This window comes from Micromonospora sp. B9E7 (assembly GCF_039871815.1).
Lineage (GTDB): Bacteria > Actinomycetota > Actinomycetes > Mycobacteriales > Micromonosporaceae > Micromonospora.
On the sequence record NZ_JBDPLX010000032.1, the window covers coordinates 32,447 to 57,196 of the forward strand.

20 protein-coding genes, 1 tRNA gene and 1 pseudogene are annotated in these 24,750 nt (G+C 71.1%); 7 read left to right on the forward strand and 15 right to left on the reverse strand.

Annotated features, from left to right (window positions below; translation table 11 throughout):
* Window positions 1-15: 15 nt before the first annotated feature.
* Together ABGB10_RS31795 and ABGB10_RS31800 are read right to left on the reverse strand one after the other, a co-directional pair.
* Window positions 16-912: a hypothetical protein gene (locus tag ABGB10_RS31795; protein ID WP_347664673.1), complete on the reverse strand. Its 897-nt coding sequence runs from the start codon at window positions 910-912 to the stop codon at window positions 16-18.
* 660 nt (window positions 913-1,572) lie between these two features.
* Window positions 1,573-1,659: transfer RNA gene (locus tag ABGB10_RS31800), tRNA-Ser, on the reverse strand.
* A gap of 75 nt (window positions 1,660-1,734) precedes the next feature.
* Between ABGB10_RS31800 and deoD the strand changes: the two genes are divergently transcribed.
* On the forward strand, window positions 1,735-2,442 hold the full coding sequence (gene deoD, locus ABGB10_RS31805; RefSeq protein WP_110563627.1) for a purine-nucleoside phosphorylase: 708 nt from the start codon (window positions 1,735-1,737) through the stop codon (window positions 2,440-2,442).
* Between the two features lie 149 nt (window positions 2,443-2,591).
* On the opposite strand, the gene ABGB10_RS31810 is transcribed toward deoD, so the two are convergent.
* From ABGB10_RS31810 to ABGB10_RS31825, 4 genes are read right to left on the reverse strand one after another with little or no spacing between them, the layout of a single operon-like run.
* The gene (locus ABGB10_RS31810) at window positions 2,592-3,821 is read right to left on the reverse strand and encodes an ABC transporter permease (protein WP_347664674.1); all 1,230 of its coding nucleotides are present in this window, start codon (window positions 3,819-3,821) and stop codon (window positions 2,592-2,594) included.
* A complete protein-coding gene (locus tag ABGB10_RS31815; protein ID WP_347664694.1) occupies window positions 3,821-4,504 on the reverse strand; it encodes an ABC transporter ATP-binding protein in 684 nt (227 codons plus the stop codon). The genes ABGB10_RS31810 and ABGB10_RS31815 overlap by 1 nt, the downstream gene beginning before the upstream one ends.
* An 8-nt stretch (window positions 4,505-4,512) precedes the next feature.
* Complete coding sequence (locus tag ABGB10_RS31820; protein WP_347664675.1) at window positions 4,513-5,604, reverse strand: peptidoglycan-binding domain-containing protein; 1,092 nt, start codon at window positions 5,602-5,604, stop codon at window positions 4,513-4,515.
* A complete protein-coding gene (locus ABGB10_RS31825) occupies window positions 5,601-6,113 on the reverse strand; it encodes a hypothetical protein (RefSeq protein ID WP_347664676.1) in 513 nt (170 codons plus the stop codon). Before ABGB10_RS31825 ends, ABGB10_RS31820 begins: the two co-directional genes overlap by 4 nt.
* 140 nt (window positions 6,114-6,253) lie before the next feature.
* Between ABGB10_RS31825 and ABGB10_RS31830 the strand changes: the two genes are divergently transcribed.
* Both ABGB10_RS31830 and ABGB10_RS31835 read left to right on the forward strand, forming a co-directional pair.
* A complete protein-coding gene (locus ABGB10_RS31830) occupies window positions 6,254-6,910 on the forward strand; it encodes a response regulator transcription factor (protein ID WP_347664677.1) in 657 nt (218 codons plus the stop codon).
* Window positions 6,907-8,061 (forward strand): ATP-binding protein, encoded by a 1,155-nt coding sequence (locus ABGB10_RS31835; protein WP_347664678.1) that lies wholly within the window; start codon window positions 6,907-6,909, stop codon window positions 8,059-8,061. Before ABGB10_RS31830 ends, ABGB10_RS31835 begins: the two co-directional genes overlap by 4 nt.
* A gap of 14 nt (window positions 8,062-8,075) precedes the next feature.
* Here ABGB10_RS31835 and ABGB10_RS31840 read toward each other — a convergent pair whose 3' ends face one another.
* The 4 genes from ABGB10_RS31840 to ABGB10_RS31855 form a co-directional block, all read right to left on the reverse strand.
* Window positions 8,076-8,621: a nucleoside deaminase gene (locus tag ABGB10_RS31840; RefSeq protein ID WP_347664695.1), complete on the reverse strand. Its 546-nt coding sequence runs from the start codon at window positions 8,619-8,621 to the stop codon at window positions 8,076-8,078.
* A 34-nt stretch (window positions 8,622-8,655) separates the two neighbouring features.
* Window positions 8,656-9,183: a tRNA adenosine deaminase-associated protein gene (locus ABGB10_RS31845; protein WP_347664679.1), complete on the reverse strand. Its 528-nt coding sequence runs from the start codon at window positions 9,181-9,183 to the stop codon at window positions 8,656-8,658.
* Between the two features lie 116 nt (window positions 9,184-9,299).
* Window positions 9,300-9,467, reverse strand: a complete 168-nt coding sequence (locus tag ABGB10_RS31850) for a hypothetical protein (protein WP_167454701.1) — start codon at window positions 9,465-9,467, stop codon at window positions 9,300-9,302.
* A 132-nt stretch (window positions 9,468-9,599) separates the two neighbouring features.
* Window positions 9,600-9,986 carry a hypothetical protein gene (locus ABGB10_RS31855; RefSeq protein ID WP_347664696.1) on the reverse strand — a complete coding sequence of 129 codons (387 nt, stop codon included), beginning with the start codon at window positions 9,984-9,986 and terminating at the stop codon, window positions 9,600-9,602.
* A 70-nt stretch (window positions 9,987-10,056) separates the two neighbouring features.
* Between ABGB10_RS31855 and ABGB10_RS31860 the strand changes: the two genes are divergently transcribed.
* Window positions 10,057-10,818, forward strand: a complete 762-nt coding sequence (locus tag ABGB10_RS31860) for a peptidoglycan DD-metalloendopeptidase family protein (RefSeq protein ID WP_347664680.1) — start codon at window positions 10,057-10,059, stop codon at window positions 10,816-10,818.
* Between the two features lies 1 nt (window position 10,819).
* Window positions 10,820-11,893, forward strand: coding sequence for a PHP domain-containing protein (locus ABGB10_RS31865; protein ID WP_347664681.1), 1,074 nt, complete (start codon window positions 10,820-10,822; stop codon window positions 11,891-11,893).
* Here ABGB10_RS31865 and ABGB10_RS31870 read toward each other — a convergent pair.
* Window positions 11,776-12,880: pseudogene (locus tag ABGB10_RS31870) on the reverse strand (DMT family transporter); the annotation flags it as partial. The gene ABGB10_RS31865 and the pseudogene ABGB10_RS31870 overlap by 118 nt on opposite strands.
* Window positions 12,881-13,010: 130 nt before the next feature.
* On the opposite strand from ABGB10_RS31870, the gene ABGB10_RS31875 reads away from it, so the two are divergent.
* On the forward strand, window positions 13,011-14,681 hold the full coding sequence (locus tag ABGB10_RS31875) for a DUF885 domain-containing protein (RefSeq protein ID WP_347664682.1): 1,671 nt from the start codon (window positions 13,011-13,013) through the stop codon (window positions 14,679-14,681).
* A 60-nt stretch (window positions 14,682-14,741) separates the two neighbouring features.
* Here the strand turns inward: ABGB10_RS31875 and ABGB10_RS31880 are convergent, their stop codons facing one another.
* Both ABGB10_RS31880 and ABGB10_RS31885 read right to left on the reverse strand, forming a co-directional pair.
* Entirely contained in the window at window positions 14,742-16,088 is a 1,347-nt protein-coding gene (locus ABGB10_RS31880) for a DUF6114 domain-containing protein (protein ID WP_347664683.1), read from the reverse strand.
* Window positions 16,089-16,163: 75 nt separating this feature from the next.
* Window positions 16,164-16,787, reverse strand: coding sequence for a DUF6230 family protein (locus tag ABGB10_RS31885; RefSeq protein ID WP_347664684.1), 624 nt, complete (start codon window positions 16,785-16,787; stop codon window positions 16,164-16,166).
* A 422-nt stretch (window positions 16,788-17,209) separates the two neighbouring features.
* Between ABGB10_RS31885 and ABGB10_RS31890 the strand changes: the two genes are divergently transcribed.
* A complete protein-coding gene (locus tag ABGB10_RS31890; RefSeq protein ID WP_347664685.1) occupies window positions 17,210-17,944 on the forward strand; it encodes a class I SAM-dependent methyltransferase in 735 nt (244 codons plus the stop codon).
* A gap of 82 nt (window positions 17,945-18,026) precedes the next feature.
* On the opposite strand, the gene ABGB10_RS31895 is transcribed toward ABGB10_RS31890, so the two are convergent.
* Window positions 18,027-19,067: a DUF3068 domain-containing protein gene (locus ABGB10_RS31895; protein ID WP_347664686.1), complete on the reverse strand. Its 1,041-nt coding sequence runs from the start codon at window positions 19,065-19,067 to the stop codon at window positions 18,027-18,029.
* Window positions 19,068-19,869: 802 nt separating this feature from the next.
* Entirely contained in the window at window positions 19,870-24,732 is a 4,863-nt protein-coding gene (locus tag ABGB10_RS31900; RefSeq protein WP_347664687.1) for an alpha-(1->3)-arabinofuranosyltransferase family protein, read from the reverse strand.
* Between the last annotated feature and the right edge of the window lie 18 nt (window positions 24,733-24,750).

Genomic DNA, 24,750 nt, shown 5'->3' on the forward strand with positions numbered 1-24,750 from the left:
ACGGAGGTCCTCCCGCTACTGACCGTAGGCTTTCGCGGTCCAGCCGAGCGAGCCGAGGGAGCCACCCTTGATGTCCGTGCCGACTCCGTCCGTCTTCAGGGCGTCGAAGTGCACGGAGGCCGAGCCGGCGGCGGTGATCCCGAGCAGCGGCCGGCCGTTGGGGTGCGCGTCACAGTAGCCCGTGCTGAGGCTGGTGAAGGGTCCCCAGCCGCCCGCCCGCAGTACCTTCGAGGTGATCGTCGTCGGGGTGGCCCGGTTGACTCGCCACTCCTTGAGCTCCCCGTTGGCCTTGGTGCCGATCAGCACGTCCACGGCGGCGCTGCCCGTTCCGCCGCTGCGCTCGTAGGTCAGTGTGTTGACCGTGTCCCAGCCGGTGGTGGTCAGCCGCACCGGCGCGGAGAGCGTGAACACGTCGTCCACGTAGGTCTCCGTGTAGCGGTAGAGCGAAGTGCCCGCCACGCGGTAGAGGTACGGCGACGCCGATGCGAGGATGCGGGTATCGGCGAACCCGTTCTTGAGGCGGCTGGCGGTGATCGCCGTGACTCTCCAGGTGCCGTCGACCAACTCGCCCTGGCGGCTCACCTTGTAGAGCCAGCCGTCGGTCGGATGGGCGGCGTACTCGGTGCTGCGGAAGCTGGTGTCGTCACCAGAGGCACCGATCTGCTGATGCGCCGACGGCACCCAGCCAAGATTGTCGTTGGCGTAGGCCTTGGTGCTGGTCGTCCTGTCGGAGTACACGTAGCTGAGACGCTGCCCATCGGAACGGTACGCCGCGGTGGAGACACTACAGTCCGCTGGAACGTCACTGAGCGCCGCAGCCGCCGGCCCGGCGGGCACGACGACTCCAGCCACGGCGAGACCGGTCGCGACAACGCTCAGCGCCGTCGCGGCGGCCACGATGGATTTACGCATGAGGCAAGATCCTCCAGTAGTACGACTGTGGGGCGAGGGTCGCCGCGCGCGGGGTGTGGATAAACGGTCCCGCTTGGGCGTCGTGCGTTGCCGCGCATACAGGGCGCACGGGGGTGCTCCCCGATGGGCCGGTCTGGACAGCAGAACGGTACGGTGTGGCCCGTACAACCGCCGTACAACTGGCGTATAGACCACCCACTCGCCCCCGTCATCCGAGTGCGGGGCACCTGGTGACAGCGCCGACATTACGTCGACCGGCTCGACCGTCGGCACAAGGTTCGAGCGCCGTTCCCGATGCGGTTGGTGGGAAGTTACCTCTGGCGGCTTGATCGTCCAGCAAGGTTTCCGGCATCGCCGAGACACCGGCCGGGCAGCCGCCACGCGAGGGACTGGCCGAAGCAGCCGGTGGCTACCTTGGGGATGCGGCTCGTCCTTGACGCCCTTGTACACCGCTCGCTTCGCTGACACCGTTGAGACGTTGCGCGACGAGCAGAACAAGCGACAGCAGCAGCTCGACCAGCCCGCAGAGATTAAGCGCGAAGAGTGACGGGGCGCTCGCTCGACGCAGCGCAGGCACCAGGGGTCGACAGCGACTGAGACCAGGCAGAGAAACGCCCGGTCGATCCTCGCGGATCGACCGGGCGTTTTCGCACTACAGAGCGGTGGCGGAGGGATTTGAACCCTCGGAGGGCGTTAACCCTCACACGCTTTCGAGGCGTGCTCCTTAGGCCGCTCGGACACGCCACCGCCGACGAGGGTACAGGACCGCTGGTTCGGACGCCGAACCGGTATCACCCCGGCCGGCCTGGCAGGATCTTTGCCATGAGTACGCACATCGGCGCGAAGCCGGGCGAGATCGCCGAGCGGGTCCTGATGCCGGGCGACCCCCTGCGGGCCAAGTGGATCGCGGAGACCTACCTCGAGGGCGCCACCTGCTACTCGACGGTTCGGGGCATGCTGGGTTTCACCGGCCGCTGGAACGGCGTCGAGGTTTCCGTCCAGGGCTCCGGCATGGGCATGCCGTCGGCCTCCATCTACGCGCACGAGCTGATCAACGAGTACGGCGTGAAGACGCTGATCCGGGTCGGCTCCTGCGGCGCCCTCAGCACTGACCTGCAACTGCGGGACGTGGTGGCCGCGATCGGGTCGTCCACCGACTCGAACATGAACCGGATGCGCTTCGACGGGCTGATCGACTACGCCCCGGTGGCCGACTTCGGGCTGCTGCGTACGTCGGTCGAGGTGGCCGAGCGGCGCGGCATCAACATGCACGTCGGGCCGATCCTGGCGGCGGACGCCTTCTACACCGACCGGCCGGACCTCTACGACACCCTCGCCGACTACGGCGTGCTGGCGGTGGAGATGGAGTCGGCGGCGCTCTACACGATCGCCGCACGGTTCAAGGCCCGCGCGTTGACCGTGCTGACCGTCAGCGACCACATCAAGACCGGCGAGAAGACCACCTCGGAGGAGCGCGAGCAGACCTTCAGCCAGATGGTCGAGATCGCCCTCGACACGATCATCGCCTGATCCGTTCCGGCGGGCGGTGTCACTGCCGAGAGCGGTATGACTCAGAGGTATGAATATGCCTCTGAGTCATACCGCTCTTCCGCATCACGCCGGGCCCGGGGCCGCCACGCCAGCCCCACCGGCCACTCCAGCCCGGGCCGCCACGCCAGTCAGACCGCGGCCAGCGCCTCGGTCGGCGCGAGTCGGGCGGCGCGCACCGCCGGGTAGAGGCCCGCGAGGCCGCCGATGACCAGGGTCGCGCCCACACCGCCGAGCATCGCCCAGGCCGGCACCACGGTCGGCCAGCCCTGGGACAGGGCGTAGCCCGAGGTGACCAGGATCCCCAGCAACACCCCACCGATCCCACCGAGCGCGGAGAGCAGCAGCGACTCGGCGAGGAACTGGGAGCGCACCTGACCCCGGGTGGCTCCGAGTGACCGGCGCAGGCCGATCTCAGCCCGCCGTTCCAGCACCGAGATCACCATCGTGTTCGCCACGCCGACCCCGCCGACCAACAGTGCGACCGCGCCGAGGCCCAGCAGCAGGCCGGTGAACGCGTCGTCGGTCGCCTCGGCGGCGGCCAGCGCGTCCGAGGGCCGGGACACCTCGACCTCGTTCGGCGCCTCCGGGTTGGTGGTCGCGCCGAGCACCGACCGGACCGCCTCGACCTGCGACTCCTGTGCCCGCGTGTAGACGGTGGTCGGGTGGCCGTCGAAGCCCAGGTAGTCGGTCGCCGCCGGCCACCCGATCAACGCCGACGTGTCCAGCTCCGGGGCGAGTGGTGCGACGGCGAGGGTTCCGACGACCGTGAACGGCCGTCCGCCCAACCACACCTGCACCTGCGGGTCGGCTGCGGTGATCCCGAGTCGCTGCGCCGCGGTGGCGCCGAGCACGACCGCCGGATAGCGGGCGGTCGCCTCGTTGAGCCAGGTGCCGGTGGCCACCTCCGCCCCGACGGTGCCGAGCAGGTCCAGCCGGGCCGCCCGGGTGGCGATGCCACCGGTCTCCGCCGCCGGGATCCGATCCGAGCGGTAGACCTTGGCGTCGGCGACCTGCCCGGTCGCGGACACCTCGGTCACCGGGCCGATCCGCCGGATCATCCCCACCGACTCCGAGGGCAGTTGGGCGTCCGCGCCGAACAGGGTGTTGCCCGGCTCGACGGTGAGCAGGTTGGTGCCGAGCGCGTCGAGCGCCCGGTCCAGCTCGGCCCGGGACGACGAGGAGATGCCGACGACCGCGATCATCGCGGCGATGCCGATCGCGATGCCCAACGCGGAGAGGAACGCCCGCAGCGGACGGGTCCGCAGCCCGACCCCGCCAACGCGCAGGACGTCCGCCGGTCCCAACCGGGCCGGGACGAGCCGGGCCGGACTGAGCCGGGCCGGGGTCGGCGCCGCCATCAGCCGACCCCGCCCGACGCGAGGGCCGAGTCGTGCCGCACCGCGCCGTCGCGCATCCGCACCTGCCGGGGCAGGCCGTCCGCGATCTCCCGATCGTGCGTGATGACCACGACCGTGGTGCCGGCCCGGTGCAGGTCGCGCAGCAGCTCCAACACCCCCGCGCCGGAGCTGGAGTCGAGGTTGCCGGTCGGCTCGTCGGCGAGCAGCACCGCCGGCTCGCCGACCACCGCACGGGCCACGGCCACCCGCTGCCGTTCACCGCCGGACAGCTCGTGCGGCCGGTGCCCCAACCGGTGACCCAGGCCAACCCGGACCAACGCGGCCTCCGCGCGCTCGCGCCGCCTCCCCCGGGGTACGCCGGAGTAGAGCAACCCGTCCGCCACGTTGTCCACGATCGGAACGCCGGGGGCCAGGTGGAACTGCTGGAAGACGAAGCCGATCCGGGTGGCCCGCAGCGCCGACAGCTCCCGGTCGGTCAGCTTCGCCACGTCGTACCCGTCGATGAGCACGCTGCCCGACGACGGCCGGTCCAGCGTGCCGATCAGGTGCAGCATGGTCGACTTTCCCGACCCGGACGGCCCCACGATCCCGACCAGCTCGCCGTAACCGATCCGAAGCGACACGTCGTCCAGTGCGACGACCTCGCCGGCGTACCTCTTGCTGACCCGGTCGAGCACGATCACCTCGCCGGTCACGTCGGCACCACCACCGTCGTGCCCTCGGTGATGCCGGTGCCGGTGACCTCGACCCGGCCGTCGGCGAACAGCCCGGTGGTCACCGCGAGGACACGACTCGCGCCGCCCTCGGTGATCTGGACGCCGTAGCCGCCCTCGGCGAGTGCCAACAGCGCCGCCACCGGCACGGTGAGTACGTCCCGGCGTTCCGAGACGGTGAACGTGACGTCCGCGCTGGCCTGGTCGAACCCGGTGAGAGCCTTCGGGTCGGTCACCGCGACGGTTACCTCGATCTTCGTCTCGGCGTCGCCGGACTGCCCGTTGGCGCCGGCCGCGCCGGCCTGGATGATCGTCTCGACCGTGCTGATGGTGCCGTCCACCGCCCGGCCGTCCGGCAGCTTCACGGCAACCTTCGCGTCGCGCTTGGCCAGCCGCTGGTCGTCCACGTCCAGCTCGACGGTGACGACGCGGTCGGTGCCGGTGTAGGTGAGCACCGCCTGGCCAGGCTGCGTGAGATCACCGACGGCGGCCTGGTGGCTCTCCACCCGGACCTCCCGGTCGGCGTACACGATCCGCCCCTGCTCGACCCGGCCGGTCTCGGCCAGGCCGAGATCCTCCTGCCAGTCCCGGACGGCGTCGGCGGTGTTGCCGGTGTACTCGTCGTCGACCGTGAAACCGGTGTAGCCCAGCGCCTCCAGGTTCCGCTCGAACTGCGCGACGTCGGCACCCTCCATCCCGGGAGCGAGAGTCCGGTACGCGGGCAGACCGCCGTAGAGGAGCACCACCTCCTCGTTGTCGACGAGGTAGAGCGGCTTGCCCCGCTGCACCGTCGACCCGGTCGCCGCCAGCGCGGTGACAGTGCCGCTGAGCTTCGCCGTGGCGGTACGCGTCGTGCCGTACCCCAGCTCGCCGTCGGCGGTCTCCGAGTCGGCGAGGGTCTGCCGGGTGACAGTGGCGGTGGCCGGCGGCGCGCTCCCAGCCCGGGCACGGTCGCCGCCGGCACCACCCCCGAATCCCACCGCGGCGACCACGCCCACGGCGGCGACCAGCAGGACGATGCCCCCGGTGACGGCGGCGCGCAACCGCGAGCGTCGGATGGTGCCGCTCACCGGCCACCGCCGAACTGCGGCGCGTGCTGCCGGCACTTCTCCAGCGCGGCCTTCATGGCCGGATCGCCGATGTTGATCGCGTTGTCTCCCGCCCCGATCCGAACCCGCCCGTCGGCGTCCGGGTCCGGGAAGTCCGGCACCCCGTTCTCCCGCATGCACTTGGCCAGCGTGCGCATCTGCTCCGCCTGCTCCGGGTTGAGCTGCGGCCCCTGCCCACCGTTGGGCAGCTTGTCCCGGCACTTCTCCATGGCAGCCTGGACCTTCTGCTGATCCACATCCGCCCCGAACCGGAAGCCTGGTCGGCCGCCCGCCTCCGGATCGGGCATGTCCACCCCGTTCTCGCGCATGCATCGGGCGAAGGCGAGTTGCCGGTCCGAGTCACTGACCGGCGCGCTGCTCGCCGTGGCGCCGGTCTTCGCCCCACCGGCGGTCGCGACCCCGCCGCCGTCGTCGCCTCCCGCGCCGCACCCGGGCAGCGCGAGGGCGAGCAGGACGGGGACCGCCAGCATTTTTCGTCGCATGGTGTCCGCTTCCGCTCAGGTCCGGCGCGATTGGCCGAACGTGCCATCAGTGCACGGCAGCGGTCGTATCTCCGGCGTAACCGTGAGCGGTTACGCCGCCGTTACCGCACTCCGAGGACCATGGAGGGGTGAGAGTGCTGGTGGTCGAGGACGAGAACGTGCTGGCGGACGCCATCGCCGAGTGGCTGCGTCGGGAGTCGTTCGCGGTCGACGTGGCGTACGACGGGGACGCCGCGTTGGAACGGCTCGGCGTCAACGAGTACGCCGTGGTGGTCCTGGACCGGGACCTGCCGGTGGTGCACGGCGACGACGTGTGCCGGGCGATCGTGGACGCGGGCGGGGAGACCCGGGTGCTGATGCTGACCGCGTCGGCGGCGGTACGGGAGCGGGTGGCGGGGTTGGCGCTCGGCGCCGACGACTACCTGACGAAACCGTTCGCCCTGGTGGAGCTGTCGGCCCGGGTGCACGCGCTGACCCGCCGGTCCCGCCCGGCGGCGCCTCCGACGCTGCGTCGCGCCGGCATCCAGCTCGACGCGGCCCGACACGAGGTACGCCGGGACGACCGGCACGTGGCGCTGTCGCGCAAGGAGTTCGCGGTGCTGGCCGAGTTGCTGCGCGCGGACGGCGCCGTGGTCTCCGCGGAGGACCTGCTGGAACGCGCCTGGGACGAGCACATCGACCCGTTCACCAACGTCGTCCGGGTGACCGTCATGAAGCTGCGCCGCAAACTCGGTGACCCACCGGTCATCGAGACGGTGCCCGGAGCGGGGTACCAGATCCGATGAAACGGTTGACCATCCGCGCCCGGCTCACCCTCATCTACGGCGGGCTCTTCCTGCTGGCCGGCATCGTCCTGCTCGCCGTCACGTACGTGCTGGTGGATCAGCGGATGCCGCAGCCGTTCGGGGTGAGCCTGCGCGACCTCCCGAAGACCTCCCCCACGACGCCCAGCGGGCAGAACGTCGACAACCTGCGCGCCCTGTTGCAGGAGGTGCAGGACGAGGCGAAGCGCAACGCGTTGGAGTCGCTGCTCACCCAGGGCGGTATCGCGTTGATCGTGGTGTCGACGGTGGCGATCGCCTTCGGCTGGCTGCTCGCCGGTCGGGCGTTGCAGCCACTGCACCAGATCACCGGGACGGCCCGGCGGATCGCCGGTGCGGACACCGCCGGCCGGGGCCTGCACGAGCGGATCGCGCTCACCGGCCCGCCCGACGAGGTACGCGAACTCGCCGACACGTTCGACGAGATGCTGGAACGGTTGGACCGCTCCTTCGACGGGCAGCGGCGGTTCGTGGCGAACGCCTCGCACGAGCTGCGTACCCCGCTGGCGCTCAACCGGGCCCTGGTGGAGCTGGCGGTCAGTCGGCCCGAGGCGTCGGCGGAGACGCGCCGGTTGGGTGAGTCGTTGCTGGCGATCAACGAGCGGCACGAGCGGCTGATCGACGGCCTGCTGACCCTGGCCGACTCGGAGAACGAGCTGACTGAGCGTACGCCTGTCGACCTGGCCGAGGTCTGCGCGTACGTCATCGATCAGGTGGGGAAGCAGGCACCCGACGTCCCGGTGCGCCGCTCGCTGGCACCGGCCCCGGTCAGCGGTGACCCGGTGCTCGTGGAACGGCTCACCGTCAACCTGGTGGAGAACGCGGTGCGGCACAACCTGCCCGCCGACGGTTGGGTCGAGGTGCGCACCGGCCTGATCGACGGCCAGGCCACCCTGACGGTGACCAACACCGGTCCGGCGATCGCCGGCTACGACGTCGAGACGATGTTCCAGCCGTTCCGTCGGCTGTCGCGGGAGCGGGTCGCCGGCGCGCGGGGCTTCGGGTTGGGGCTGTCCATCGTCCGCGCGGTGGCCCGGGCCCACGGCGGCACCGCCGAGGCGCAGCCCCGGCCGGCCGGCGGCCTGATCGTCACGGTCACCCTTCCGCCGGCCTGACCGACGGCAGAACCTCAGCGGAAGAAGGCGCGCAGCACGGCGGAGGTCTCGGCCTCCAGCACACCGCCGTAGACCTCGGGCCGGTGGTTGAGTCGACGGTCGCGCAGGACGTCCCAGAGTGAGCCGGCTGCGCCGGTCTTCGGCTCCCACGCACCGAAGACGACGGTGGAGACCCGGGCAAGCACCAGCGCACCCGCGCACATGGTGCACGGTTCGAGGGTTACCACCAGGGTGCAGCCGTCCAGCCGCCACCGGCCGGTCCGCTCGGCAGCCCGGCGTAGGGCCAGCACCTCGGCGTGGGCGGTGGGGTCGCCGGTCAGCTCCCGCTCGTTGCGCCCGACGGCCAGCTCGGTGCCGTCCGGCCCGTAGAGCACCGCTCCGACCGGCACGTCGTCCACGTCGGTGGTGCCTGCGGGGCCCGTGACAGCGACCTCCAGCGCGCGGCGCATCCACAGCTCGTGCCGCTGCCGTCGCCCGACCTCACCCAGGTCGGCCAGGCCCTCGTGGGCGCCGGGACCGGCCCGCCCCACCGCACCGGGGGTGGGCTGCCCCGGCCGGATCGACTCCAGCGAAGGATCGGTGGCGTCGGCCGGCTCAGACCTCACGCAGCTCCTCGACCTCGTCCGCACAGCCGAGCACCTGGCAGATCTCGGCGGTGACGTCCGCCGGCATCATCCCCTCGTGCGTGCACAGGGTCAGCAGCCGCTGCGCGGAGATGCCCAGATTGGCCAGCAGGTCGGCGTCACCGACGGGGTCGGCCTCCGGGTCGACGACGGGCTGCTCGCTCTCCTCGTCACCGCTGGCAGCCGGGCGCGGCTCCTCGTCGCCGTCGAGCCCGGTGACCGAGGTCTTCAGGTCACCGACCAGCAGCGCACCGAGCTGGGACTCCTCGGCGTACGCGGAATCCGAACCGAACACCCGCAGGTCCTCGCCCTCGTCGAGACGCAGGACCACCAGATACGCGTCATCTGCCTCGACGAAGAGCAGCGACACGTCGGCCTCCTGGTCGACGTCCCGCAGCCGGTCGGCGACCTCGTCGATGTCGGTGGCGCCACGCAGACTGACCTCGGCGGCGGTCCAGCCACTGTCGTCACGCACCACGGCCGCAGCGAAGTACGACACGGTCCCCCCAATAGCCCCTCGGCACAGCGCCGACTCGTTACGCGTGCACGTTAGCCGGTCAGGTCGGCAGGCGACCGGTCAACGCCCCGAAGGCCGGTCATTCCTGTCAAAGTCGGTCAGCCGGCTACCCGACGGCGGGTGGCGATGAGCTGGCGCAGACGCTCGGTGCGCTGCCGCTGCGGTCGGCTGCGCTGACGGACCGCACGGGCACCCGCCAACTCCGCCAACAATTGGAGGCGACGGCGGCTGCGATCGGGGTCCTGTCGCGGGGTGGTCCAGGCCATGCTGCCGAGCGTGCCGAGTCTCGGCGGCCACGTCAAGACGGCGTTCGCTACGCAGCCAACCGGGCACACCGTGCAGTCGTCGACGCCGTTACGGAGCCGTTTCGGGATGCTCACGGGAGCAGCCGGAGCCGGTCACCACAGCGGCCAGTCACCGCTGGTGGCCCAGCGGACCGCCAGCACGGCGGCGGCGATGCTCCAGCCCCCCGCGGTGACGATGGCGACTCCGGTGGCAACCCCTCGGTCGCCGTAGCGGACCAGCACCAGGGCGGTCAGCCACGCCAGCAGACCGGCCACCACCGTCCACCACGCGTAGCTGGCCACGTCGGTGCCGAGCAGGCCGAACAGCAGCATCCAGCCTGCTGCCGCGGCCCCGCCGGCGGCGACACCGCCACCGGTGACCGGGTGCGGCTCGCGGTAGGTGGGGCGGTGCGGGGGCCCGGCGGGAAAGAGACCCGAGGGGGTACGCGCCACCGGACGGACGACGGCACCGGGATCCGAGCCAGGTTCGGGTCGGGCGATGGTCACCGTCGCTGCCCTCCCTCACGCGCGTCGCTCGTGCCCACGGTACCGGCTCTGCCAGGATGACCGGATGCGCTCGCCGACGATCGACCGCCGCGCGCGTCCGGCGTACCCGATCCTGCTGCTGCTCGCCCCGGTGCTGGTCGCCGGCTGCGCGACCACCCGGCCGGGGGCGCCGGCCGACGGCGCCGCGCCGACGCCGCCGGCGGTCTGGGGGACCGCCGAGCAGCCGGGGGTGCCGTCGCCGACGGCCACCTCCCCGGCCCCGGCCTCGACACCGTCGTCAGCCGGACCGTCGGCGACGGCACCGCGCGCCGGGCTGCGGCACGTCTTCCCGGTACGCGCCAACAACGTCGACTACCACCCGACGCACGGGGCGTACCCGGCCACGGACCTCTTCGCCGACTGCGGTGAGCCGTTCGTCGCGGTGACCGACGGGACGGTGCTGGAGGTGAGTCGGGTCGACCGGTACACGAAGCGTGGGCCGCAGGGCCCGGAGAACGGCGGCCTGTCGGTCTCCCTGCTCGGCGACGACGGGGTGCGCTACTACGGCTCGCATCTGAGCGTCGTGACCAGCGGCGTCGATGCCGGGGTGCGGGTCCGTGCCGGGCAGCAGCTCGGCAAGGTGGGGCGCACCGGCAACGCCAACAACGTGTGCCATGTGCACTTCGGCATCTCGCCGCCGTGTACCGGCAAGGACGGCTGGTGGATCCGGCGCGGGGTGCTCTGGCCGGCGCGTTACCTGGATTCCTGGCGGCGCGGCGGTAATCGGGAACCGGCCGCCGAGGTCACTGCGTGGCAGCGCGAACACGGCTGCCCGAAGGCTCCCTGACATGGCCGGCGCGAGAGATCCCATCGCCGACCTGCGCCGGATCGCGTTCCTGTTGGAGCGGGCGAACGAGGCCACGTACCGGGTCCGCGCGTTCCGGTCGGCGGCGAAGGCGTTGGCCGGTCTGCCGGCAGCCGAGGTGGCCGCACGGGCTGGCAACGGCACGCTCACCGAGTTGGCCGGTGTCGGTGACGTGACGGCCCGGTGCGTGGCGGAGTCGCTGGCCGGCGAGGAGCCGGTCTACCTGCGCCGGTTGGTGGCGACCGAGGGCAGCGACCTGGACGCCGAGGCGACGGCGCTCCGCGCCGCCCTACGCGGCGACTGCCACACCCACTCGGACTGGTCCGACGGCGGCTCGCCGATCGAGGAGATGGCGCTGGCCGCGGTGGAGTTGGGCCACGAGTACCTGGTGTTGACCGACCACTCGCCCCGGCTGACGGTGGCCCGGGGCCTGACCGCGGAACGGCTACGCCGGCAACTCGACCACGTGGCGCAGGTCAACGCGGCGCTGCCCGAGGGGTTCCGCATCCTCACCGGCATCGAGGTGGACATCCTCGCCGACGGCTCACTGGACCAGGACGACGAGCTGCTGGCCCGGCTGGACGTGGTGGTCGGTTCGGTGCACAGCGGCCTGAAGGACGAGCGGTCGAAGATGACCCGGCGGATGCTGACCGCCGTCGCCAACCCCCACCTGGACATCCTCGGGCACGTCACCGGCCGGATGGTGTCGTCCCGCCCGGCCGGCGTCACCGGTCCCGGTGACCGTGGGCACCGCGCCCGGACCCGGGCGGAGAGCGACTTCGACGCGGAAGCGGTCTTCGCCGCCTGTGCGGAACACGACACCGCCGTCGAGATCAACTCCCGGCCGGAACGGCAGGACCCGCCGAAGCGGCTGATCCGCCGCGCGCTGGAGGCCGGCTGCCGGTTCGCCATCAACACCGACGCGCACGCACCCGGCCAGCTCGACTGGCAACGGTTCGGCTGCGAGCGGGCCGCCCTCTGCGGCGTCCCCGCCGACCGGGTCGTCAACACCTGGTCGGCGGAGCAGCTCGTGGCCTGGACCCACAACCGCGCCTGACCCGGTCGATCAACGTACCGGCTCGGCGGCGGGGGCGGCGGGAGCGCCGACGCCGACCACCGGGCTGGTCCGGCGGCGGCCGAGAACGCCCTGTGAGACCGCGACCCCGAGCAGCACGATCAGCGCGCCGACCGGTTGGTGCCAGTTGAGTCGTTCGCCGAGCGCCACGGCACCGATCAGCACCGCGAAGATCGGGATCAGGTACGTGACCGTGGAGGCGGTGCTCGCGCCGGCCACCCGGATGTTGCGCATGTTGATCACGAAGGCGAGCCCGGTGCCGAGTGCGCCGAGGGTCAACACGCTGGCCACCACGCCGGGCGACAACTCGGTGGGCAGCGGCGGCAGGCCCGCGACGAACGGGGTGACGATGGCCAGTTGCCCGGCGGCCAGCAGCAGTTGCGCGGCGGAGAGCGACAGGCCGGAGTGTGCGCTGCCGGCGACGAACCGTTTCTGGTACGGGATCGCGACCCCGTAGCAGGCGGCCGCGCCGAAGCACATCAGTTGCCCGGTGAAGTGCGCTCCGCCGATGCCCTCCCAGACCCCGAGCACCACCAGCACGCCGAGGAAGCCCAGCCCGAGCCCGACCGCACGGCGAACGGTCAGCCGCTCGGTGCGGAAGACGAGCACCGCCAGCGGCAGCACGATCAGCGGCGTGGTGGCGTTCCAGATGCCGGCCAGCATCGACTCGACCCGCTGCTCGCCGTAGCCGAAGAGGGTGAACGGCACGGCCACACCGAACGCGGCGACGACAGCCAGGTGCACCCAGACCCGGGGCTCGCGGGGAAGCCGGTCGCGCAGCACGGCGAGGACGACCAGCAGGGTCAACGCGCCGGCGACGACCCGGTAGAGAGTGAGCTGGACCGGGTGCAGCTCGGCCACACCGATCTTGATGAAGAGGAAGCTGGAGCCCCAGATCGCGGCGAGAGCGAGGAAGCCCGGCAGCCAGGCGCTCAGCGGCGCCTTGTCAGGAGTGGTATCGGTGTTCACCCCTGACACTCTGCCCTACCGGTCCGACAGAATCGCACCCGTTTTCGGACGTCGCGGCCTGCGATGCCCGCAGCCTGGACACGGCAAACGGCGTCGACACGGGAGCAGGGTGGTCACGTAGGGTCGCAGCGTGGGACGAATCGATGAAATCGCCAACCGATACGTAGCCGAGTGGGCGCCCCTGAGCCCTACCGGCGCGACCTTCGTCGGCATCGCCGGCCATGACGACAAGCTCGACGACCTTTCGCCCGAGGGCTACCGAGCGCGCGCGGACCTCACCCGCCGGACGCTCGCCGAGTTGGAGGTGACCGAGCCGGCGACCGAGTTGGAACGCACCGCCAAGGAGGCCATGCAGGAACGGCTCGGCCTGGACCTGGCCCGCTACGACGCCGGTGAGGTGACCAGCGAGGTCAGCGTCATCACCAGCGGGCTGCACGAGATCCGCATGGTGTTCGACCTGATGCCGACCGAGACCAGCGACGAACAGGCCAACATCGCCGCCCGGCTCAACGGTTTCGCCGGAGCGCTGGAGGGCTACAAGACCACGTTGCGCGAGGCGCTCGCCGCTGGCGAGGTCAGCTCGAAGGTGCAGTTGGTCGAGGTTGCCAAGCAGTGCGACATCTGGGTCGACCCGACCGGGGACAACTTCTTCCACGGGCTGGTCGAGCGGCTGGGCGCAGACGGCACGCTCGGCGCGGACCTGCGCCGGGGCGCGGCGGCGGCGACCGCGGCGACCGCCGAGTTCGGCCAGTTCCTGCGTAACGAGGTGGCCCCGCACGGGCGGGACAAGCAGGCGGCCGGCCGGGAGCGCTACGAGCTGGCCTCGCAGTACTTCCTCGGTGCCAAGGTCGACCTGGACGAGACGTACGCCTGGGGCTTCGCCGAACTGGCCCGCCTGGAGGCGGAGATGCGGGTCGTCGCCGGGCGCATCGCCGGCTCCGGTGCCAGCGTCGACGAGGCCGTGGCCAAACTGGACGCCGACCCGGACCGGACCATCCGCGGCAAGGAGGCGTTCCGGGACTGGATGCAGGAGTTGGCCGACAAGGCCATCGCCGAGCTGCACGGCACCCACTTCGACATTCCGGAGCAGGTCCGCCGCATCGAGTGCTGCCTCGCCCCGACCAGCGACGGCGCCATCTACTACACCGGCCCGAGTGAGGACTTCTCCCGCCCGGGCCGGATGTGGTGGGCGGTGCCGCAGGGCATCAGCGACTTCTCCACCTGGCGGGAGGTGACCACGGTCTACCACGAGGGCGTACCGGGTCACCATCTCCAGGTGGCGCAGACCGCCGTCCGGGCCGACCTGCTCAACCGCTGGCAGCGGTTGCTCTGCTGGGTCTCCGGGCACGGCGAGGGCTGGGCGCTCTACTCGGAGCGGCTGATGGACGAGTTGGGTTACCTGGAGGACCCGGGCGACAAGCTGGGCATGCTCGACGGCCAGGCGATGCGCGCGGCGCGGGTGATCGTGGACATCGGCATGCACCTGGAGCTGGAGATCCCGAAGGACAACCCGTTCGGTTTCCACCCGGGTGAGCGGTGGACGCCCGAGCTGGGCTGGGAGTTCATGCGGGCGCACTGCCGGGTGCCGGACGAGAACCTGCGCTTCGAGCTGAACCGCTACCTGGGCTGGCCGGGGCAGGCGCCGTCGTACAAGGTGGGTGAGCGGATCTGGCTGCAGGCCCGCGAGGACGCCAAGGCCCGCAAGGGGGCGGACTTCGACCTGCGGGAGTTCCACCGGCAGGCGTTGGACCTGGGCGCACTGGGTCTCGACCCGCTGCGCCGGGCGCTGGCCCGGCTCTGATCGGGCTGCGGCTGCGCACGCCGGGGGTACGAAGAGCCGCCGCCGTGCGCAGCCGCGCGTTCAGCCGAGGCTGAGCGCCAACGCCGGCCGGGCGGTCAGCGTGTTGCTGGTGACGTACGCCAGGTCGATGACCGGGTCGGTGAACGTGATCGGAATGGGCGAGGCGATCGGGAGGCCCTCCGGGAGCGGCAGATCCGGGGTCAGTGTGATCTTGATGCCGAGCAACCGGCCGACGAACCGGGTGGCGTAGAAGGCGACGTCCCCGCTGACGGTCAGCCGGTCGGTCGCGTACCGCTGGTTGCGCCCGGCGGGGCCGTCGGCGAGGAGCAGGAAGTCGTCGGTCACCGCCTCCCGCATGCTGAACTTCAGCACCTTGAGGTCGCCCTCCACCGTGTGCAGGTCGATGATTCCGTCGAACCGCAGCCCGGTCATCCGCACCGACGACCCGGTGAGCTTGGACGGTGTCTGCGCCACTGTCGGCAGGCTCGGGTCGGCGGCGATGCGCGGCAGCGGCTTTCCCGGCTGCACCGTGCCCGGCTTCTCGGGTGTCGCCGGCGGGCCAGGTCTGCCCGGGGGCGACGACGGGCAGTCGACCGGCCCGGGAGGCGTCGTCGGTGTGCCGCTCGGCGATCCGGTCGGGCTCACCGACGGCATCGGGGTTGCCTGACGGCGTCCGCCGGGGAGCAGGTCACCGATGCCGTCCAGGATGTCGCTGATGACGTTGCCACGTCGGGTCGGGGTCGGCGTCGGGGTCGGGGTCGCGCGGCCGGGTGACGGCGTGACGGTCCGGGACGGGGTCGGGCAGGCGGTCTTGGTGGGCCGGTTCGGTGCGGCCTGCACCGCTCCGGGCTGGGCGGCCAGGCCGGCAGCGGCGAGGCCGAGCACCACGAGGGCGATGCCGAAGGCCCTCGGACCGGGCCGCGGGACGGACGGCTGCTCCCGGGTCGACACGTCGTCCGCCTCGGGCTCGGGCGGCGCCGGGTGGTTCGACGCGTCGTCGTGGTCGGACGCGGCCGGTTGGACCGGCGTCCAGGCGAAGGCGAGCGCGCTGCCGACGATGCCGAGCAGCAGACCGACGAAGAAGCCGCCGAGGTTCAGCCCGATCAGCGAGTAGACCGCGGTCACCGCAGCGACGACGGAGTAGAACAGCCGCTGCGCCGGGGTGAACCAGAGCAGCAGGCCGCAGGTCACCAGGATGACCGGGATCAACAGCGAGAGCAGACCACTGGCCCCACTGCGGAAGCTCAGACCGTTGAGGGTCATCCGGGTGGAGGCGAACATCTCCAGCCCGGCCAGGGCGGTGAGCAGGCCACCCCAGAACGGTCGGCTGTGCTGCCAGCGGCGGAAGAGCCGCCACGCCTGAGCCGGACCACCGGGCCGGGCGTGGGACGGGTTCGCGCTTGTCACGTACTCCTCCTGGCCGAGCGGGACGGGGACACGGGCCGGGCCCGCGGTGACGAGCACCGCGAGCCCCGACTCATCTCAGAAGCACTCCTTGCCCTTGGCGTCGTCGCCCACGTTGACCTTCAGTCGAAGGCCGACCAGGCTGAACGTGGCCGCCGTGGTGTAGCGGGACACCTGTTGCAGGTTGGTGATGGTGACGTGGTCGGAGTTCTGGCCGAACGACCCGGCCTGCGCCGTCGGGTTCAGGTCGGTGGCGTCCCGGCCGATCTTGATGTTCGTGAAGGTCGCGTTGCCGCCCAGGGAGTCCATCGCGATCAGCAGGTCCTTGGCGCGGGCGGGCTCCTTGCCCTCGCCCGCGTTGATGGTGAGCACCACCGGCAGGCCCGGCAGGTCGGCGCGGACGGACTGGCAGAGGCTGTACAGCTCGGCGCTGCTGATCTCGGACAGCGCGATCGGGTGGACCTGACCGGCCTTCCCGTCCTTGCCCTTCTCCCGGACGATGCCGCCGTACTGCCTGAAGCCGTCGCCCTCCAGGCGATCGGCGCCGATCTTGAACGTCTGGCCGGAGACCGTGATGTCGGACGCGATCGCACCGGTCGACATTCCGAACAGGATGGCGCCGGCGGCGGCCGTGGCGGGCACCATCATGGCGGCGAACCGCCACCACCGGGTACGACCCTGACTCTTCAAGCGATCCTGCACGGTTCCTCCTCGGCTGGATGCGTGCGGGTGGCCGGTCCCGAAGTGGCGGCCCACCGGGCCCGTCATCTGTTACCGACTGGTAACGATCGCGCTTGATGGTGCACCCGCTGCGGCGCAGCTCACAACCCCCCGATTACTGCTCGGTAACAGGATCATGGCCCAGCGGCAGCGCGATGTCACCCTGAGTGGAGACAGCCGTCGATGGAGGCGGGCAAAATATCCTGATTCCGGTCGAGACCAGAGGTTGTCAACACGAAGCGTGACACCGCATTGACCAATTACAATAAGGTAACGAATGTAAAGCACGTGCCGGTCCCACCCGTCGCACGCAGGCCGTTCGGGTCGGGGGACCCATCCGAACATCCGGATCACCGAGGAGCCGGTCGATCCCGAGTGATGCTCAAATGCCCTACTGTTTCGGCGTGAATCTGAACGACGTACGGCGCGACTGGACCAAGCTCGGCAGCGAGGACCCGCTCTGGGCCGTGCTCGTCCAGCCCGGCAAGCGCGGCGGGCGGTGGGACGCCGAGGAGTTCCTCGCCACCGGCCGCACCGATGTCGAGGAGACGACCGGGCAGCTTCGCCGCCTGGGCCTACCCACCCGCTGGGAGCGGGTGCTGGATTTCGGATGCGGTGCCGGGCGGCTGTCGCAGGCGCTGGCTCCGCACGCTGACGAGGTCGTCGGCGTGGACATCGCTCCACCCATGCTGGAGACCGCCCGACAACTCGACCGGAGCGCCGGCAACATCACGTTCGTCCTCAACGACGCGCCGGACCTGAGTCAGTTCCCCGACGGTCACTTCGACCTGGTCTACAGCGCCCTGGTGCTGCAACACCTGCCCCGCCCCGCCATCGACCGCTATCTGGCCGAGTTCCTGCGCGTCCTGCGACCCGGTGGCATCGCCGTCGTGGGGTTGCCGACCGAGTTGGCGCGTACGGCCAAGGGCCTCGTCTGGCGGGTGGCACCCTTCCGGCTGATCAGCTGGGCACAGCGTCACCTGCTCAACTATCCGGCGCCGATGAAGATGACCGCCGTGCCGCACGCCGACATGGTTCGGCTGATGGCGGCTTACGGCGGGGAGATCGTCGGGCAGTGGCCCGACCTGCCGTACACCGAAGACTGGATCTGCACCCGCTACGCCGTACGCCGCGCCTGAGGCGTACGGCGGAGACGAGCGGGCCGGCCGACCCGAGGGTCGACCGGCCCGGTCAGGTCGGCGGTGAGGTGGTGGGGGTGTGTTACGGCTCGCTGCGCTCCGCAGCGTGGCGTCCGCCGGCCGGTTCCGTGGAATCCTCGACCGGCTCCGAGGACCTCTGCGACGGCACGTCGGCCGTCGGTCGGTCGTCGGTCTCCACCAGCGCCGCCTCGGGCTTGCGGCGAGCCGCACGGACGACGAGGTACACACCGAACAGCACCAGGGCGAGGCCGAGAAGACCGAGGACGATCGGCACCACTGTGGTCAGCAGGTTGATCTGACCACGCGCGTCCTTGGCAGCCTTGGCCTGCTGCTTCTGGGTGTCCTCGGTGAAGGCGAGGTCAGCGTCGATGATCTTGATCTTGTCCGCGCCGGCGGGGTCGCGGAGGGTCTGCAACTGCTTCTCCTGGCCCTTGACGATCACGCCACTGTCGGGCTCCACCCACAGGGTGCGGGTGTTGGCGTAGTAGCGGCCAGCGTTGACGACCTGCTCGGTCGAACCCAGCAGGCTGCCCGGGACCTTGATCTCGCTGATCTGGACCGGCTCGACCGTCATCTCGAACTTGTAGACGGTCAACCCCTGCAGCTTCTCCGTGCTCACGTACTTCGCGGGGTACGCCTTCCGGGCCGTGTTGTCGAAGTACTGGTAGGTCTTCTTCTCCGTCCCGAACGGGAAGGTGTACGTCAGGCCCTCGTGCTTGAAGGGCGCGCCGTTGATGTCCTCGGCACAGCAGGCGACGGCCATCGCCGTACGCCGGTCGAGGGCCACCCGGTCCGTACTGAGCGTGATCTCCTTCTTGGCATCGTCGATCACCCGGACACCGACGTTGAAGACCGCCCGGTCAGCGTTTCCGTCCTTGACATCGCCCCGGACGGCTCGGTGGGCGGTCAGGTTGACCCCGCTCCGCTCCGACAGCGTGCCGAAATCGAGGACGGTCGCGTTCTGGGCCGTCGAGATCGTCACCGAACTCTGGTCCAGGGGCACCTTGACGAGAGCGGGCGCGACGACCAGCGGCGTCGCCACGGCCCCGACGATCAGGAACGTGCCCGCCGCCACCAAGATGGCACCCGACGTAGCTCGCATGTAACTCCTCCCCTTGTATTGGTCGACTAGTCGGCTGACAGTACATGACGAGACCGATTTCGGATATGGTCCGACGCGGCCTCCCGAGCCGCACCGACCACGGCCGGATGCGGCCGTCCGGCTGCCACAACAAATGGGATGTCGAGGACCTGTGAGCCGACCTGTAAAAGAAGCTCCGAACAGCGGAGCGATCCGTCCGTCCGAGCCGAATAGTGGCCGTACGGATGGCTGGTTACCGGCCCTGGAAGGCCTTCGGGCCGTGGCGGTGTTCGGGGTGCTCCTTCATCACGTCTCATTCCTCAGTGGACTCACCCACTCGTACGGAAGAGCTGGTGGAGTGCTGGCCAGACTGGATGTCGGCATGGCGATCTTCTTCGCGCTGTCGGGCTTCCTCCTCTACCGGCCATTCGCGCGCGCAGCAATTCGAGCCCAGCCGCAACCGCCAGTACGCACATACCTCTGGCATCGCGCACTGCGCATTCTGCCCGGCTACTGGGCAATGGCGGTTGTCGCACTGACCTGGCTCAACATCGATTACCTCAGGTCACTCTGGGACTGGGCAATACCCCTCCTTCTCGTACACATATATGAACCATTGCGGCTGCCGGTCGGTATGGAACAGACCTGGAGCCTTGCCACCGAGTCGGTCTTCTACCTGGCGCTGCCGGTGATCGCGGCGCTCGGCCGGCGGATGGGGGGTAGGACCCCGCTGGCGCGGGCCCGACGCCAGTTGGCTCTCGGCATCGCGCTCGTCCTGGTCGGCCTCGTGTGGAACGTGTTCGCGCACGGGCCCGACTCGCCTCTACCGCAGATGTCGTGGCTCTGGCTGCCCGCCTTCCTGGACTGGTTCGGGATCGGGATCATGTTGGCCGTTCTCGCTTCCTGGCCTCCCAGCACCACTTCCTCTCCGTTCCTCCCGCATCTGGGATCGGACGGGTCCGACCCCGGCGAGGAGGACCTGTGGTCCGGCACGCCGCGCGGGCTGCGCGTCCTCACGTTCGCTCCCGGGACGTCGTGGCTGATCGCCGGTGCGCTGCTCTGGATCGCCAGCACGCCGATCGCCGGTCCCCGTGGCCTCGAACCAGCCACTCCGGTCGAGTCGGTCACCGAACACGTGATGTTCCTGCTCATCACGTGGTGCGTGATCGCGCCGCTCGTCGGCCGGGGATCCGGCGGGGTGCCGCGCGCGCTGCTGCTCCAGCCGCTCGTCAGGTTCCTCGGTCGGATCTCCTACGGCATCTTCCTCTGGCACATCCTGGCCATCGAGGCGTGCTTCCGACTGCTCGGATTCACCCGGATGCACAGCTCGTTCTGGGCGCTGCTGACGGTGACCCTGGCCCTGACCATCCCGGTCGCGGCCGCCAGTTACTACCTCATCGAGCTGCCGACGCAGCACCTGCGGAGATTCCTGAAGAGGCGGGCCGACGACCGCCGGGCCCGGGCTTCCTCCACCGTCCCGGTCGAGGCTCCGGCGCTGCAGGCCACGGCGACGGGCCCAACCGAGCACCCGGCCCTCACGACGCGACTCGTACCTGCCGCGGACCCGTCGGGACCGCAGCACGAGGGCGGCGACAGCCGCAAGGAGCAGGGCCGTCGGAAGCATGGCGAGTAGCTCCGCCACCGGTTCCGAGCCGACGCGCCACAACCACCACCGCTCGGAACCGTAGATGGCGAGACCCACGGCGGCCGGCACCCAGATCCACCCCGGCGTGGGCATCCGACGCCGGTGCAACAGCACGACCACGAGCGCGCAACCGAACCCGAGCAGACCGCCCAGCAGTGCCGGTACGCCGATCGCGAGCAGCGGCGCGGTCGCCAGGGTGGCCGGCACCACCGGGTACGACGGCCGATGGCGGCGCGCGGGCAGCAGGGCCGCGACGATCAACAGCAGCAGCAGACCGCCGGCGACCCGCAGGATGATGTCGTACTGCCGGCCCGGTGTGAAGACGAGGTCGACCCGGCCGGCGGCACCGGCCGGCACGAGCCAGGCCTGTTTCCACCCGTCGACCCGGGTCGGTTCGAGCCGGACGCCGTCGAGCGTGGCCCGCCAGCCGGGATTGGCGTTCTCCGGCACGACCAGGTAGCTGCTGCCCCCGGGCCCGACCTGGACCGACCGGCGCTGGTCGGTCCAGGAGAGCACGGTCAACGCCTGACGGGACGGCTCGTCGACCATCCGCGCCGCTGTCGCACCGCTGAGGATCACGCTGTCGACGACGAACCGGTCCGCCGGGGCGGAGATCTCGTTCCGGCCGGCCCGCAGCGTGATCTGGTCGGCGTCCACCTTCGGCTTGGCCCTGGTCTTGGTCTTGGCCGTCGGCTCGACCGTGCACGCGCGGTATCGCAGTGGCCGCAGGTCCCGGAGATCGCGCAGGGTGCCGGACAGGCTCGTCGGCACCGACGTGCCGTTGACGACGACCGTCGGTCCGGCGCCACAGGGCAACGTCACGGTCCGATCGACGCCTCGGGGCTGGTTGGCCTCCGCCACCCCCTCCACATCGATGCCACTGAGACCCACCGGCAGGGGCTGCGGCTCGAAGAACACTGTCGACCGACTGCTGCGCGGCACCGTCGAGGTCACCGCGATGAAGAGCTTGCTCGTGCGCAGGGCCGGGAAGCGGGCCACTCCGTCCACGCCGACGGCCACCTCCCGGATGCCGTCGTCGCCGGTGATCCGCAGCGTCCTCGGCGGTGCCGCGACCAGGCTCGCCGCGAACCGCAACCGCACCCAGCTGACCTTCCGGGCCTTGGCCCAGCGCAGTTCCACGGTCGGCTGCGCATCGTCCGGATCCGCCAACCAGCCCGTACCGTCGTCCCCGTCCCCCAACGCCCGTGACGAGGCGACCGGGTCCGCGAACCAGGCGCTCGACGTGGTGAAGGTCTGGCCGCCCACCATCTCGTCGTAGACGGCGAGCGCGGTGGTCGGCACCGGGCGGGCCAGGCCGGTGAGGCTGGCGGTGGATGCGCTCGGCAGATCGAAGCGACGGGGTGCCAGGCCGGTCTCCTCACCCTGGCGGATCAGGTCGGGTGCGCAGAGGTAGTGGTCGTCGGCGACGGCGCAGGCCGGCCGGTCGACGGCCTTCCGGGCCAGCGCGACGACCTCCGGCGCGGCGCTGGCGTCGGGCAGTGCCGGCAGCCGCAGGTAACGCCCGGGACTCACCCCCGGCACCCGCAGGTCCCGGATGCCCGCGCGCCGGCCCGGCACGTCGACGCCGGAGACGCCGTCGATGGTCACGCGGAGCCAGGTGGTACGCCCCGACGGAATCGCCAACCGCAGTGGGGCTCGCCCGGCGTCGGTCACCGAGTGCACGGAGGTGCCGCTGGCCGTGCTGACCTCGACCCGGGTCACCGCTGCGCCGATCACCTCGTCGTCGACCACCTGTAGGTCCACGAACCCGACCTGGATCGCTTCCGGGAACCGGACCTCCAGCCACTGGCCCACCGGTTTGCGGGCACCGTCGGTCAACCAGGCCGTACCACTGTCGCCGTCCACTGCCGCGAACGGCCCGGCGGACGGGTCACGCAGCGCGGCGGGGCCGGCGACGTCGGCCGCGCTGGAGGAGGCCCGCACGTCGGTGACCCCGGTATATCCGGCCGAGGTGAGCGACGTGTCCCAGGCGGGGTCGAGGATGTCGTGGACCGCGCGCACCTGTCGTGGGTGGTCGTTCGCGGTGAACGTCCGTGAGGTGTTGCCGCGGAGAAGCCCGAAGTCGACCTCCCGACGGCGAAGGCTGTCGGCGAGCACCGTGCCTGCTCCCGTGGTCACCGGGCCGTCGCCGTTGAGGATCACCGGTCGGTTGCCGAGCACACCGGCATCGCTGAGATCCAGCAGTGTCTCCGGTGCGCCGACCAGGTCGAGTGGTTGCGCCGCGTCCGCCAGGGTGACCCGGGGGGTCGGCCGGTCCACCTGGTAGATCTCCACCGCCGGGTACGTCTTGCGCAGCCCGTAGTCCCATGCCCCGCCGAGATCCGGCGGCAGTCCCACACCTGGCCCGAACTCGGCGACCCTGGACAGCCCGGGTGCGCTGTCCAGGGTCCGGTGCACCAGGAGTGGCCAGGCGATGGCGCCGACGGGTTGGCGCAGGTCGTTGCGGACGAGCAGGTAGCGCACGCCGAGTCGGGCGAGCACGTCGGCCAGGCCCGGAGAGACCGCGCCCGAGGCGAGTCGCTCGTCGATGGCGGAGAGCAGCCGGGCGTTGCCGGCGGAGCCGGCCGGCACCAGTGAACGCACCGCCCACGGCGAGTCCAGCAGGGGCTGGACCGGCTCGTCCAACGAGCGGCCCCAGTCGTACTCGGCGAAGTTCGAACCGGGGACGAGCAGCGTCGTTCCCGGGCCGGCGTTGCGGTCGAGCCACCCGGTCGCCTGCCGCCAGTGCTCGGGCAGGGCTGGGAAGCCGCCGCCCGCCGTGAGGCCCGCGCTGCCCGCGCCGGCGGTGACCGCGACGAGGGCTGCGGCGGTGACCCCCAGCGCCACCCGCCGGGGCGCCATTCCCGTGGGTCGGGAGAACCGACGGATGACGGCGATGAGACCAACGGTGTCCAGCATGTGCGCGGTGGCCAGAGCCAGCGGCAGCCGGATGACGACGTCGAACTTGTGCAGGTTGCGGAGCGCGCCCAGCGGGCCGTCGAGGGCCTCCCGCACGGACGCGGCGAACGGGGCTCCGCCGTTCGACAGGTTTCCGGCGGTCAACGTCAACAGCCCGACCAGCGCCGCGACCAGCAGGAACCGCCGCTCGGGAAGATCCCGACGGGCCAGGCCGGCCAGCCCGATGCAGGCGACCAGACCGGTGAGCAGGGCCATCCACGGCACGGTGGCCAGGGCCCACCCCGAGGGCCACCAGGGCACGCCGTCGACGGCCAGGTGACCCACCCAGTGGGTGGCACCGCGAACAGCCTCCGGGAGGGTGGTCACCCCGGTCGTCACCGCGGCGCTCTCGGTGAACGGCAGGAACGGGAAGCCGTACCGCTGCAGAAGCAGCAACGGCGCGAGCCACCAGAAGGTGGCGGCCACCATCGCCACCGTCCAACACACCAGCAGGCGGAATCGCCGCTTCCCGGGCGCGCGCGTCACGACGTAGAGGAAGGCGGGCAGTACGGCGCACGCGGCGGCCGCCCCGTTCGCCCCGCCCATGCAGACCACCGCCAGGCCGCTGAGCGCTGCCGCCCGTCGCAGCGAGCCGCCCGCAGCTCCCTTGACCAGCGGCAACAGCACCCATGGGGCGACGCAGTACGGCAGCAACTCCAGCGAGACCGTGCCGACCAGGGTCAGCGCCCGGGGTGAGAGGGCGAACACCGCGCCGGCGACCAGGCGGGACGCCGGACCACCGAGGTCGAGGGCGCGGGCCAGGCGCACCACACCGGTGAGGGCGACGCAGAGCAGCGTCGCCATCCAGAGCCGCTGGACGAGCCACGCCGGGAACCCGATCGCCTCACCGAGGAGGAAGAACGGTCCCATCGGGAAGAAGTAGCCGACGGCCTGGTTCTGCAGGGTTCCGAACTGCCAGTCGGCGATCCACAGGTGGGTGGCCCGGGCGAGGAACCCGCCCGGGTCCAGGGCCATGTCCAGTTTCGTCTCGGGCACGATGAGACCCGGGCTCTGGGTGACGCACAGGCCGATCAGCGCGAGGCAGACCAGCAGCTCACGCAGGCGCCACACCGCCAGGGACACCGTCGCGGACGGTACCCC

What these genes read in the sequence shown, in the direction of transcription:
- ABGB10_RS31795 (WP_347664673.1), bottom strand. Translation starts at nt 912, where the DNA reads ATGCGTAAATCCATCGTGGCCGCCGCGACGGCGCTGAGCGTTGTCGCG.
- deoD (WP_110563627.1), top strand. Translation starts at nt 1,735, where the DNA reads ATGAGTACGCACATCGGCGCGAAGCCGGGCGAGATCGCCGAGCGGGTC.
- ABGB10_RS31810 (WP_347664674.1), bottom strand. Translation starts at nt 3,821, where the DNA reads ATGGCGGCGCCGACCCCGGCCCGGCTCAGTCCGGCCCGGCTCGTCCCG.
- ABGB10_RS31825 (WP_347664676.1), bottom strand. Translation starts at nt 6,113, where the DNA reads ATGCTGGCGGTCCCCGTCCTGCTCGCCCTCGCGCTGCCCGGGTGCGGC.
- ABGB10_RS31835 (WP_347664678.1), top strand. Translation starts at nt 6,907, where the DNA reads ATGAAACGGTTGACCATCCGCGCCCGGCTCACCCTCATCTACGGCGGG.
- ABGB10_RS31850 (WP_167454701.1), bottom strand. Translation starts at nt 9,467, where the DNA reads ATGGCCTGGACCACCCCGCGACAGGACCCCGATCGCAGCCGCCGTCGC.
- ABGB10_RS31860 (WP_347664680.1), top strand. Translation starts at nt 10,057, where the DNA reads ATGCGCTCGCCGACGATCGACCGCCGCGCGCGTCCGGCGTACCCGATC.
- ABGB10_RS31865 (WP_347664681.1), top strand. Translation starts at nt 10,820, where the DNA reads ATGGCCGGCGCGAGAGATCCCATCGCCGACCTGCGCCGGATCGCGTTC.
- ABGB10_RS31895 (WP_347664686.1), bottom strand. Translation starts at nt 19,067, where the DNA reads ATGCGAGCTACGTCGGGTGCCATCTTGGTGGCGGCGGGCACGTTCCTG.